This is a genomic window from Sulfitobacter sp. R86518 (assembly GCF_042466275.1).
Taxonomy (GTDB): Bacteria; Pseudomonadota; Alphaproteobacteria; order Rhodobacterales; family Rhodobacteraceae; genus Sulfitobacter; species Sulfitobacter pontiacus.
The window spans coordinates 96,873-109,732 of record NZ_JAXHCA010000007.1 but is presented as its reverse complement, the minus strand read 5'-3'; the positions used below and the strand labels follow the sequence as shown (position 1 = coordinate 109,732).

At 61.7% G+C, this 12,860-nt stretch carries 10 protein-coding genes; all 10 read left to right on the top strand.

Annotated elements, in window-relative coordinates; genetic code table 11:
• Nucleotides 1-118: 118 nt before the first annotated feature.
• The 10 genes from SJY36_RS17510 (at nt 119) to SJY36_RS17465 (ending at nt 12,856) form a co-directional block, all read left to right on the top strand.
• Complete coding sequence (locus SJY36_RS17510) at nt 119-385, top strand: hypothetical protein (RefSeq protein WP_386176748.1); 267 nt, start codon at nt 119-121, stop codon at nt 383-385.
• A gap of 160 nt (nt 386-545) precedes the next feature.
• On the top strand, nt 546-1,274 hold the full coding sequence (locus tag SJY36_RS17505) for a DUF736 family protein (protein WP_386176747.1): 729 nt from the start codon (nt 546-548) through the stop codon (nt 1,272-1,274).
• Between the two features lie 155 nt (nt 1,275-1,429).
• On the top strand, nt 1,430-1,966 hold the full coding sequence (locus SJY36_RS17500; RefSeq protein ID WP_386176746.1) for a hypothetical protein: 537 nt from the start codon (nt 1,430-1,432) through the stop codon (nt 1,964-1,966).
• A 130-nt stretch (nt 1,967-2,096) separates the two neighbouring features.
• Complete coding sequence (locus SJY36_RS17495) at nt 2,097-2,696, top strand: rhomboid family intramembrane serine protease (protein WP_386176752.1); 600 nt, start codon at nt 2,097-2,099, stop codon at nt 2,694-2,696.
• Between the two features lie 242 nt (nt 2,697-2,938).
• A complete protein-coding gene (locus SJY36_RS17490) occupies nt 2,939-3,727 on the top strand; it encodes a hypothetical protein (protein WP_386176745.1) in 789 nt (262 codons plus the stop codon).
• Complete coding sequence (locus SJY36_RS17485) at nt 3,720-7,070, top strand: DEAD/DEAH box helicase (RefSeq protein ID WP_386176744.1); 3,351 nt, start codon at nt 3,720-3,722, stop codon at nt 7,068-7,070. The genes SJY36_RS17490 and SJY36_RS17485 overlap by 8 nt, the downstream gene beginning before the upstream one ends.
• Nucleotides 7,071-7,724: 654 nt before the next feature.
• Entirely contained in the window at nt 7,725-8,654 is a 930-nt protein-coding gene (locus SJY36_RS17480; RefSeq protein ID WP_386176743.1) for a DUF2493 domain-containing protein, read from the top strand.
• 530 nt (nt 8,655-9,184) lie between these two features.
• The gene (locus SJY36_RS17475) at nt 9,185-9,391 is read left to right on the top strand and encodes a hypothetical protein (protein ID WP_007120662.1); all 207 of its coding nucleotides are present in this window, start codon (nt 9,185-9,187) and stop codon (nt 9,389-9,391) included.
• Between the two features lie 563 nt (nt 9,392-9,954).
• Nucleotides 9,955-10,536 carry a helix-turn-helix domain-containing protein gene (locus tag SJY36_RS17470; RefSeq protein WP_386176742.1) on the top strand — a complete coding sequence of 194 codons (582 nt, stop codon included), beginning with the start codon at nt 9,955-9,957 and terminating at the stop codon, nt 10,534-10,536.
• Nucleotides 10,523-12,856 (top strand): relaxase/mobilization nuclease domain-containing protein, encoded by a 2,334-nt coding sequence (locus SJY36_RS17465; RefSeq protein WP_386176741.1) that lies wholly within the window; start codon nt 10,523-10,525, stop codon nt 12,854-12,856. The genes SJY36_RS17470 and SJY36_RS17465 overlap by 14 nt, the downstream gene beginning before the upstream one ends.
• The last annotated feature ends 4 nt before the right edge of the window (nt 12,857-12,860 follow it).

Below are 12,860 nucleotides of genomic sequence, written 5' to 3'. Positions count from 1 at the left end.
GCCACGCAAGGTGCCTGACAGCTCTCGGCCGTTGGCCAAACAAATGCTGCATGTAAGCCCGGTTGAACGACCGGGCTTCTTGCGTTGTTTCCCCACCATTCTTCGTAAGGAGGTTCGCATGACACTCGAAGACATCAAGGCGGCCGTTGATGCCGGCCAGACCGTGCATTGGGCCAATACTGGCTACGTTGTCCACAAGGACCGGCTCGGGCAGTACCTCATCACCTATCTGCCCAACGGCAGCTGCATCGGCCTGACCGACCGGGGCGGGCACCAGTTGAACGGAAAAGAGGCGAAGTTCTTCATAGCGCGATCGAAGGACAGCGCGGAAAATCCGGGCAGACAATCAAGACCAGACGGGCAGGGGAGGGGCGGAGCACACTGAGGCGCGGGAGCACACCCACTCGGACGGCAGCTCTGACCCGTGGGCGGGGCTGAAAGGAAAGCAGGCATTCTGATTTGTGATCCCTCAAGGGGTCGAGAAAGCAATCCCGGATGCGCTGGCAAGGACGTCAGGCACCGGCCAATCCAAAAGGAACCATCCCATGTTCGCAGGAACCCTCACCCGCAATGTCGAGACCGCAGCCGCTCAGTACACCGGCATGATCCACTCGACGCGCTTTGACATCGCCATCCAGTTGGAGGCGCGGGCCAAGATGTCCGAACGCAGCCCGGATTTTGACGTGACGGCAGTCAACAAATCAGGCCGCAAGGTGCGCATCGGCACGGCTTGGAACGAGACCGGCAATACCAGCGGCAACCCCTACATCTCGATGCAGATCGATGTCGGCTTGGGTCCGTTCCGGGTCAACGCGGTGCAGACGAAAGAGGCGCGCGCGGCCCAGAGCGGCGAATTCGAGATCATCCCACTTGTCTCAAACGGCCTGATGAAATCCGGCTCGATCTCGGGAGAGCTCACCGCTATGGACGCCGACAACGCCTTCACCGGCTACATCGCCAACATGATGTTCGATCTGGAGTTCATGCTGATCGAGAACAGCTATAAATCCGAGGAGACCCACCCCGATTACCGGATCGAGGTCAGCTCGCCCCGGGGCACACCGATCCGCGTCGGCTCGGCCTGGATGGCGAAAAGCAGGCGCACGGGCAATGACTACCTGTCGCTGCTGATCAACACGCCCGATGGCGACCTGCGCGTGAACGCCGTGCAGAACGAAGAACAGCGCGGTGGGCAGACCTTCTCGATCATCCCGTTCATCGACAGCGGTGAGCAGCCGCAGGACGCAGGCGCGGGGCTGTCGCTGGTCGCATGACCAACGCGCGAGATTAGACGATCCGCACCGAAAGGGGAGCCGTGGGATCACGGTTCCCCTTTTTCCATGTCCGTTTGCGTCAAGGACGCCAACCGCTTGCGATCTGGTGCAAATGCGATACAATAGTATATTAATGTAATGTTGAGGGCGGGCGCGTGGCGGCTGGATCAGGGACGGTTCCATGGTTTGACAACTTTGATGTTGAGGAAGAGGTTGCAGAGTTCCTTGCTCATATCGAACGCTGCACTGGGTTTGCGCTGCCTGAACGACAGCGTGATGTCATCATGACCCATGCAAAGGTAAAGCTCGACAGGACAAGGCAGGCATATCTGGAGGCCAAGGCGGCACGAAAGCCGGTGTCCACGTCGCGCAGGGCTTATCTGACCGACCTGCAGGACACGATCTTCATGGCGATTCCGGAAGAGAACCTCGCGCGGATGCCCCTGAGCGAGCAGGTTCTGAACGATCCATCATTTTACGCGGACGCCATGCACTATGCCGCCGCGATCAGCGAGGATGAGCTCTTCATGGCGCTGTCCTCTTCGCTGAAGGACATGACGGTCCAAGACGCCCGCGCCTTTGTCTCAAAGCTCTGGCACGGCACGATTGACGACAATGCCCGCAAATATGCCGAAGCGTTGAAGCGCCCCGAGCGTGAAATCATGCCGCTGCGGCCTGGGAACACCGTGTAAGATCGGAGCCATTCTCTTGGCTTGAGCCGTACCGAGGTTGGCCGCCTCGAACCCCCTTTCCCGGAGGTGGCACCGTGTGGAGCGCGCGAAAGCCGTTGAAGGCGCTGTGGGGACGACTACTGTCGCCAACATGATGAAACGGGATCACATGCGCGCTTTCTTGCAGCGCGGCGCAACGCTTGCAGCTTTTGTCGCGCTGCTCTGGGCGGTTCAGGTTGTCAATTGGATCACCGGCTACGGCCTGAACCCGGCCTTCGGCCTGATCCCCAGGCACGGCAGCGGGTTGGATGGTGTCATCGCCATGCCCCTCCTGCATGGGAGCTTCTCGCACCTGATGGCCAATACGCCGCCACTTTTGGTTATGGGTGGGCTTCTGGTCATCACGACCACGCGGGCCTTGCTGGCCGTGAACGCCGTGGTGATCGGCCTTGGGGGCGGTCTCGTGTGGCTGTTCGGCGGCTCGGCGATCCATATCGGTGCGTCGGGGCTGATCTTCGGCTGGTTTGGCTTCTTCGTCGTGCGCGGTCTTGTGGATCGCTCCCCGATCACGCTGGGCGCAGCACTGGTGGTTGGTGTCCTCTATGGCTCCATTCTCTGGGGCGTTCTTCCGGGCCAACCCGGCGTGTCGTGGGAGGCGCATCTCTTCGGTGCCATCGCCGGCGCGGCGGCTGCAGTCCTAGTCCGGACGCATGTCCATGCGCCGCGCTTGGGCGACGTCGATCTGGACTGAAGCGCTACACCTGCTCAAAACTGCCACTCAATGAGAGGTCAAATACTGCGACGCAACGATATTAAATATCTAATTTTTCTAATTCAGTTGCGAATTGACCGAGGCTTCCTGCGATCGTTGCAATTCTGGTATTTGCGACCCATTCTCCGCGTAATGTTAACTAGGGTAGGAATATCCATTAACATTCACCGCATCGATGTCCTCTGGGCAATACTCGACCCCGAACAGAATGACTGATCACTATGGTAATTGCGCTGACACCGGTCCGAGAGGGCGATCTATGGACCGGGTCTACATGGACGGTCGAAGACGAAAATGTGTTGGCCGGGCTGCTTGCTCGGGTGGCCATCGGCCAAGCCAGAGTTGCCGAGCGCATTCTGCACGAGGACGGTTTGGTTGACATCAACTACCCAATGGGCGGCTATGAAAGTGCGCGGAACCTACTCAAACTTGGCCCAAGTGGTGATCCGGCCCATCGTGATGGTTGGATGTTCCAAGTGATCTCGTGGATTGCCGCGCACCGCGCAGGCAGGCCGGGCATGATCCGGTCGCCACACATGCGACATGCGGACAAGGGCCTTGATGGGCTCTTGGTTGAGTTCGACGACATGGAGATCGCGCGAGTAGTGATCTCTGAGGAGAAGGCAACGGGGAATGCTCGAACTATGGTCCGGGATCGGGTTTGGCCCGAGTTTCAAGACTTTGAGACGGGCAGACGGGATGCCGAACTCGTCGATGGTGTTTCAACGTTGCTTGCGGGTGCTGGGCATCCTAATCCCGATGCCGTGGTGGCCGCCATCTTGTGGACGGAGAAGCGGGCCTACCGGGTTGCGGTAACGATCGACGACACGCACGCTTCGGAGAAAGGCCTCAAGGCTCTCTACAAGGGCTACGAGGTGGCAGTCTCCGGCGCGATCGACCGTCGCCGGGTGGAGGCCTTCCAAGTTCAGAATCTCCGGCCTTGGTTCGAAAATATCGCCGTCAGGGCAACCTCCATCATCGATGCCGAGGAGGCCGCCATCAATGTATGACGAGAGGACGGCCGATCTGATCCGATCCGCCCCAGACCTTCCCGGCCTCGATCGAGATCGGTTGCCGGAACAACTGTCGCAAGCGTTTGCTGAGATCGTGTCGGCCCGCATCGCATTGCGCGATACCGAGACTCCTGCGGGCGACATCAGCGAGACCATCGCGTTCGCGCGTAAGCTTGCCGCGACCAATGAGGTGTTGGTTACGACGAGACCTGAGCGCGAAAACCGTCGCGCTGCAAGCTTTGTGGCAGCGTCCGCGCATCAACTTGTTTACCAGGCCGAAGCTCTTCTCGGCTTGGCTTCGAGGACTACTACATTCACAGCGGACGCGATCGGTGCCGACGTCTCCGCAATGCTGCTTTTTTTGATCGCAGGCTCGTCTGCCGACGCCACCGAGGTCGCGCGGGCGCTTCGGTCACCGGCGGAAGACCGGCTTCAGCACGAACTCGTGCTAAACCTGGGCTGGTTAGCGCGTGGAATGATTGGGACAATCCTCAACCAGGAGCGACGTCCGGTCACGGAGCTGGTCGCTGGCGAAGGCGTCGATGGCACGCGAGCCGCGAATGCGTTGTACCATCGACTTCTCGAAGGCGTCCGTGCCCTCGCGGCTGTCTTGGGAGGCATTCCGGACGCGGATCGGGACCGACCTGCCGCGATCTTTCGTGGCGTCGCCAGGTCAGCGAGACCAGACGATGCCATTGCAATCGAAGGCTTGCCGCCGATGCCGATCGCCTCGTTTCCAGGTCCGTTCCACCTGGCGCGGCTTCTCGAAACGGCGACTTCGGCACTTCTCGAGGCGGCAGTCATCAATATCAACCCGCCGGACGGTGTGCCTGCGGATCGCTGGCATCATTCGATGGCACGAATCGCGAAGAAGAGGCCATACCTCTGGACTAACCATCTTGCGGCAATCAGAGGAGGCTATCTCGAACCGGGTACATCCTGTGCTGTTGGCTTTCCGACAGGCGCAGGTAAATCGACTACCGCTCAACTGAAGATCCACGCAGCTCTCCTGCGAAACCTGAAGGTGGTTTTTCTCGCGCCGACCCATGCGCTGGTCGATCAGACGGCCCGGGATCTGCGGGCCGCCTTCCCGAACACCAACGTTAAGGGACAGCGAGCAGAGGAGTTTGAGGAAGGCACGCTGCTCGAAGAGCTGCCTGACATACTCGTCATGACCCCGGAGGCATGCCTCTACGCGAGTCACATCGAGCCTGATAGCTTCGCGGATGTCGGATTGCTGATCTTCGACGAATGCCATTTGATTCATCCGAAGACTGACGGGGATCGGCGAGCCATCGACGCGATGCTCTGCCTAATTCGCTTCACGCGAGTCGCCCCGGAGGCTGACCTCGTCCTCCTATCGGCGATGATGAAGAACACGGCAGAAATTGCTGAATGGCTTGGGGAGCTGACTGGGGGAGAACTGAAAGGCCGTCGATCAATCCCCCTTGACGACGTTTGGAAACCAACCCGTCAGTTGCGGGGCTGCGTCGTCTATCAGGCAAACGAAATCGAACGTCTGAACCAGAAAATTGGGGAGGCGTGGAGGAATAAGACGACAAAATTTCCGCCTGTAGGGCTCAAGAGGGATCTACACGCGTCCCCATTAGGACTGTTCAGTCTGAAACAGACATGGGCCTCGATGAAACGCGACGACTACGCCCTGCTCTCGCTCTTGGATCATCAGGTTCTGCTGACGGCGAACAACTACTGGAGCCTCACCCCAAACTCGGGCGAGCTTGCGTCGCACATCGCGGCATCGGCGTCAAAGGCTGGACTCCGGACCCTCGTCTTCTCCCAGTCAATCCCGAACGCATGGTCGATCGCCAAAAAGGCATCGGCGCTCATCGACGCTCCACCGACCGAACTCACTACAGCCGAAAAGGACCTATACGAGACGGCAATCGATGAAATGGGCGACGCGGGTGATGTATATCTCGCCGTCGAGAACGATCTTCTGCAAAGCGCCGCCACGGCGCATCACGGCCTTTTGCTTCCCTACGAAAGAGATTTGGCGGAGAGGCTTTACGGTAGGGACGACGGCCTGCGGGTACTCGCAGCGACCCCGACTTTGGCGCAGGGGATGAATCTTCCTGCCGATTTGGTGATCATCGCTGAAGACAGCCGCTTTGATCGTGAAACGAACCGTCGCGATCTTCTCGATGCCGCTGCGTTGCTGAATGCCGCTGGGCGGGCAGGACGCGCGGGTCAAAGCGCGTCGGGTATCGTGCTGATTGTTCCTGGAAAGGTTGTTCCCCTGTCAGATGAAGAGGGAACGATTGGTGAGCAATGGACGCAGCTCCGGGAGGTCTTCAGCCAATCCGATCAGTGCTTGGTGCTCGAGGACCCATTCGAAGCCGTCATGGACCGTGTCCATCACAAGGCGGAGGACGCCGGAGATCTGGAACGATATGTCGTCAGCCGTCTAATGGAAACGCCCTCAGATGGCGAGGACGGAGGCTCGTCGCCTCGGGTCGATCTGTCCCGGAGCCTCACGGCGTTCCTAAAGCGTAAGGCGGGTGACGAACAGTGGGTCGCTAGCCGTACGGAGGCCGCCCTTTCTGTCTTGTCCGGCCCGGATGAAGATGCTGTCGTGCTGGATCAGAGATACCGAGACCTCGCCTCCATGGTGGGTCTCCCAGAGGACGTGCTCAAAGCTTTGTCTGACGCGCTTGCCGACGCCCAAGATGACATGGCAAGCACGGTGGCCGGGATCTGCGAGTGGATGTTCTCGTGGATGGAGGCCAATCCGGGTCACCTTTTCCGAATGATTAAGCCCTCGACCTTCGAAGATCTCTTTGGGAAGACCTATGGAGACTTGGCATCGGATGAAGAGAAAGCGATGTACGCGGTCCCCAAGCTTGAGTCGACTCTGCGTCAATGGATGGACGGCGCGCCACTGAAAGAAATCCAGCAGACGATATCGCCGAATGGGGCTTCGGCGGAGTTCTCGCCTGACGCACGCAAGTTTGTCATTCGCATGATCCCCGACCTGGCGCATGTGATGGGTTTGCCTTCTCGTATGATGCAGATATTCACGCCGGGAGATTCTGAGCCGAATACGGTGGAGGGTGCGGGCCCCCTCCTCCTCGCTCATGTCTGCGTTCGACGAGGGCTTCGAGATGCAGAGATGGCAGCATTTTCGATGTCGGGGGGAGCCTTGCCTCGAAGGGCGACCCATCGGGCGTTCGATGAGGTACGCCCGCATGTGGCTGCAGCAGAAAGCGGCGAGACGCTCGAAAATCTCAAAGAAAGGGTTCGCGCGGGCAAGGACCTCAAACAGGCAATAGAGGCGTTCTCGAATATTGACCTGGGTCCGTTCGATAGCACCCAGTTGTGACAGAAGGGTACAGTGAGCGTCGAGCAGGCACATCGAAAGTCCGCTTTCCTGCCCATCATGTCGCATGCTGGAGTAGATACTTTGTATAGTCGCCTGCACATCAACCTTGGCTTATGCCTTGCGGCCTCCCCAGCTCGGCTTCGCGTGTCGCAGGGGAGAACGGCCCTTCGGTCCGTCGCGCATTCGGCCATGCGGCCTCACCGCGGCGTCGCACCCGGCATCCCGGTTTGCCCGCCTCGCGAGCACGTCCCTCCCTGGCCGCTCCGCCGGATTGCGCTCTGGTCTGTTTTGCGAGGCAAAACGATCCCGCCGCTTCATCCGTCTCCCGCGTCCGGTCAGGCCGTTTGCCTGCTCGGGTCGGGCAAACCTACCGTCAAAACACACACACATGAGTGCGGAAGCATATCCTCCGGATGGCCCCCAAATCAGCCCGCGTCAAGGATCGCAAAACTTTTCGGCGAGGGCGGGGCTTGTGGCTTGGGGCGGTCCCGTGCGTGAGCGCGCGCATGTGTCGGGTGCCGCGCTCGGAAAACTTTTGCGCCCGGCAAGCCGGCGGCTGCGCCGTCCCTGACCCGGGCAAATTCGGAAACCAGGCATTCGGCCATGCCCCCACACTCACGTGGTGGCCTTGCAACCGAACACTGGAGACCAGACATGGCTTACGACACTGCGAACACCTACGAGACCATCGAGCTTTTCGGACTGACCGAGAAGGACGCCCACCTGCCGATCCCGGAAGATCACATCCTGACCGACCACATCATCCGCGAGAGCTTCGAGGCTCTGCTCGGTCAGCTGCGCGGAACCGGGCTTGAGGCAGAAATCGAACCGCTGGCCCATGGGCTCGCCACGATCCTGCAGCGCCGCAAGGTGGCACTCGGTAAGGAGGTCGACCGCACCGCCGACAAGATCGGCGCGCTGGCAAAATCCCACGACGGATCGGAGATCGCCGAGACCGCGCTCGAAGAGGCACAGGCGCGCTTTCTGCAGCTGCGCGAGATTGTCGGCGCCATCGAGGTGATGAGCGAGGCGGCCGCGGAATGCTACGAGATCGAGACCGGCCATGCCTTCATCCCTGCAGCCGGGTCGCGCGCAAGCGTCCGGGCGCAAGAAACCGGGGCGGTCTTCGAGGCACGGCAGCTCCTGGAGCAGCACGACCGCGAGACTGCCGAGAAGTCGAAAGTCGAGGGGGTGCCCCTGATCGTCTCAGGCGCCACCGACTGGACCGATGTCGATGTGATCTTCAACACGCTCGACAAGGTTCGCGAACGGATCAAGCAGAACCGCAATCAGGAGATCTTCCTCTGCCACAAAGGTGGCAAACACGGAGCCGAGATGATCGCCGCCCGGTGGGCCCGGGCACGCGGAGTGGCGCAGGCGCGGTTCGATCCGCGCTGGTCCGCGCACGGGCGGGCGGCACCGTTCAAGTGCAACGACGAAATGCTGGACGACAAGTTCGCGGCGACGGGGGTTGTACTCTTCGGCGGCAACGGGGTCGCGCTGAACCTCGGGCAGAAGGCGGAAGCGAAAGGCCTGACGGTCATGCGGGTTGCGGACCCGGCGAAGAAGGCGTCGCAGGATTGAAGAGAGGGGGTCGCGCTTGGCGCGGCCCTTTCGTCATGTCTCATGGCGCGTGCGATCGGTCACACTTGATCGGCAGCTCACGGCGTCCAGCACTGTTATCCCTCTACCCAGCCCGTCAGAGTTCGGCCCATCCGCATCGGTACGGGCTGGGGATGGTGCGCACTCGCACATCGTCAGCGGGACAAGACGCGAGGGGTCGAGACGTCCCACTTAAGGCTGAAGACCTGCAGGTTCCTCGGGGCGTGTTTCGGAACATTGCATCTACGCCGGCGGGCTCCGTCAGCACCCCGGCCAGGCTCGGCGGGACGCGGATGGTGGCGGCTGCGTGATGGCAGGGGTCATCCGGATCACTCCTTTTTGCTCATAGATGTGGATCGCACGGGGTCGGCCCAATCGTGCCCTCAGCTCACGCTTCGGCAAGCACAAATACGGCTTCCACGGCGGAGCCGCGAACCCTCCGCATTTGCACTTGCGACCGGGCCTCTTGCCCCCGTGCTGGCAGATCCCCATCGCAAAAAGGAGAGACCCAAATGACCAACCACTACGTCGCCACCGTCCCCGTCAAGTTCACCGACACCGATGGCCAGGAGCGCACCCGTTTTCAGCGCGTGGGTGCCATGTTCCGCAACACCCGCAATGGGGATGGCTCGGAGTTCTTCAGCCTCAAGCTCGACTTCCCCGTCGCGGTCTCGGAGCTGGTGATGTTCCCGCCGAGCGCGAAGGATCCCCAGGACTGAATCCTCTGACGAGGATGGGCCGCCCCAGGACGATCTTGGGGCGGCCCTGCCCCAGTTCCAGGGATGCCGGTTCCGGCGCGGGTGATCGCCGACAGCGACCTCCCCTTGGTCCCGGTCCCTGCGCGCTCAAAGGACGATCGCCGCTCGGAATAGTCGGGCCGCGACAGACCGGCCAGTCAGCCTCAAGGGGGCCATCCGTAAAAACCTATCGGCCAGGGCCTCCCGGTTTTTGCGGCAGAGATTTGGCAAGCCAAATCTGGCCCTCCTTGACCCTGCCTATCCGCCCTGTCGGTGGGGTTTGCGCCCGCCCGCGTTTCCGTCCGAACACATGCGTGTTCGGCCAGACCCTCGGGCGGGGCTGGCGGACGGGACCCCTAGGACAGGTGGGTCGCCTGGTGGTGAGGGCGGCAGAGCCGCGTCCCTGCGGGCCGCGGCGTGAAGCGGACACCAAGGCTGCCTGAGCCTGAATGCGACGGAAGTATATAATTGACAGTGCGGTATATTATCGTAAGGTAGGGGCAGCCTTGGTGGAAGGTGGCAGGAAATAGGGGGTCTTTCTTCGCATGTCGCGCTCAAAACGTCTCACAGATGCGGACCGCATGGAGATCGTTCGCGAGGCTGCGGAAGGCGTTTCCACTTCAGTGCTGGCGGAACGGTTTGGCGTGTCGGTGCGGGCGATCCAGTACACGCTCAAAGCCGATGCCGAGCGCCAGGCAGATGCCGCAATTCCGGTCTTAGCGGTCAGTGTGAAGGTCACGGCTGCGGAGTTGGCGGCGCTCGACGAGGTGCTGGCGAAGGCGGGGATCGAGAGCCGGGCCGAGGGGCTGCGGCGGCTCATTCAGGCGGCAGGCGGGGTGTTCGTTCCGGACGCGCAGATGGCAGCTGAGATGGCGCGCTACCGCGCCTCGCTGCACGAGGTCGGCAATGGGGTCGGGCAGATCGCCAAGCAGATGACGCAGGCCAACCGGATGGGGCAGGGGGCCGGCTCGGAGTTCACCGAGTTGCGCCTCGCACAGATGCGCGGGTTGGCGCGGTTCATCCTGGATTCTGCTGACGAGATCGATCTGCTTCTGCGCCGCCGTCGCGATGGGATGCAGCTGCAGGCCACGGCCGCGCTGAGGGAGTTTGCCCATGCGGCTGAATGATGCCGTCCATGCTGTCACGGGCGAGGTCTTCCGGGATGGCTGGAGCCGCGTCCGGGGCTCCATGCAAGGTTTGCACGTGGCCAAGCAGACCCAGCTTACCCGCGCGGCAGCAGGGCATCGGCCAGCAGTCTTCAAGGCGATCCGGGGCGGCGGCACGCATACCAAATCGCAGCTCGCAAACCAGCTCGATTACCTCACCACCAAGTCCACCCATATCGTGGACAGTAGCGGGTTCCTGGATGGCAAGGCGAAACTTGAGGCGGGCGACATCAAGGATCTGACCGAGCGCTTTGCCAAGCGGTGGGATGGAGGCTTCAAGCCCAAGCTGGGCCAGACGACCCATATGCTCATGTCCTTTCCCATCGGCACGCGTGGGGAGGATGTGCGCGACATCGCGACGGATGTGGCCGAGCGGTTCTTCCAGACCGACGCGGGCCATTTCGACTACATCATCGCGGTGCATGAGGACCGCGATCACCCCCATGCGCATCTGGTGTTGAACCGCCGCTCCCAGGAAGGGGAGTTCTTCTTCCTCGGGCGCAACCATCGCTTCAACTATGACGATTTCCGCCTCGCCATGGTCGAGGAGGCGGAAAAGTATGGCGTGCGGCTGGAGGCCACGCGCCGGGTGGATCGCGGGGTTGTGCATTACCCAGTCCCTACCCGCGAGGTTTACGCCGCGAAAGAAGAGGGTCGCGCTCCCCGCGAGCGCGAACGCGTGGGGCAGGACCTGACCCGGACGCTGGCGGAGATCGCCAACACCAGAACCGTCTACCATTCGCTGGCCGCAGAGGCCTCCCGGGAGGCCCGCGAGGATATTGCCGCGGCACTCTTCCGCGCGGGCGAGGTGCTGGCGCGCGGTGGGCAGGTGGACCGAACAGGAGATGTGTATATGGCCGAGGATCAAAGCTTCGAGGATCTGCGAAGCCTCTATGCGGAAAAGCTCGCGCGGGTGCAGGGCATGATCGCCGAGAAGTCTGACGCGGAACGTCCCGTGCTGGAAAAACGCCTGATCGAGATCCAGGCGCAGGTCCAGCACATGCAGCCTCTCGGATTGCGATCATCCACGCTGTCAGAGGCCCCCTCGGAGGGCGGGATTTATTCCGAGGCCAATATCGACGCCAGCCAGCGCGAGCGACTGGCCGAGCCCGACCTGAGATCGCGCATTGACGTAGCACTACGGGGCACGGGCATCAGCACATCGGAAGTGGTGGCCCGGATCGAAACGGGCGCCTCAAATGCAGCGCTCGAGCATCAATGGATCGCCAATGATCTCTCCAAAGTGGCTGAGGCGCGCGATCTGAACCTCGAACGCCGCGCCGATCTGGAACAGGCGCGCGACATTCTCAACGATGTGCATGTCGAGCTTGGTACGCTTTTGGAACGGGAGAACGTGCTGCGCCGGGATGGCGTCATGGAAACGGAACCGGTCAGCGAGCGGTTCCATTATCACCGGGACGCGGTCCGGGCGATGGAAGGAACAATCCGTCAGGAGATGCGCGCAGACGGCCTGACAGCGCAGCAGATCGAGGACCGGGACTGGGAGGTTGTATCGCGAGCGGAGCGTCGGATCGAGACGGAGCAGCGCGCGTATCTCGAAGCACACCCGGACCTGCTCGCACGTCCTGGCGATGTGATCGACCGGTCTGAACCCTACAGGGAGACCATTACCGATGCGGCCCGCGCCAGCGAGATCACCCGTGAGGTCGACCGGATCATGGAGGGACGCGACGTCCGCACGCCCGTTGCAGATGCTGTCACGGATGAATTCAGGGAGCGCTATCCGGACATGCCGTCCCACCTCGCCCGCGGGCTCGGCGCGACCTATGCGGCTGTCTTCGAGATCCGGGACACGGAGGCCATCAATCAGGTCCGCCGCGAAACCGAGATGCGCGACGGGCTTGGGGTTGGCACGCGCGATGACATCCTCGCAACCCGCGATGGAACGCCGATGCGGTCTGACCGTGCCGACCGCCTTGCAGACGAGATTGCGCGTGTCGTGGACCATGAGCGGGCCGGGGAATTGTCCGCGCCCTTCGAGACCGAGGCGGAGCGGGACGCCTTCCGCGACGAGATCGCGCGGGTGCTTGATAACCGTCAACTTGAGCGGCTCACATCCGGCGATGCCGATGCGCTGGAAAAGGTTCTCGAGGACCGTCTCGACCGGCTCTATGTCGCCAAGGTTTACCTGCAATCGGATGCAGCGACGGCCAACACGGAAGCCTTGCGCCAGGTGGTCGATGATCTTGCCGACACCGAATATGAAAAACACCGCGCGACAGACGTGGATGGCGAGACCGAGCGGGGTCAGGTCCATTGAGCGC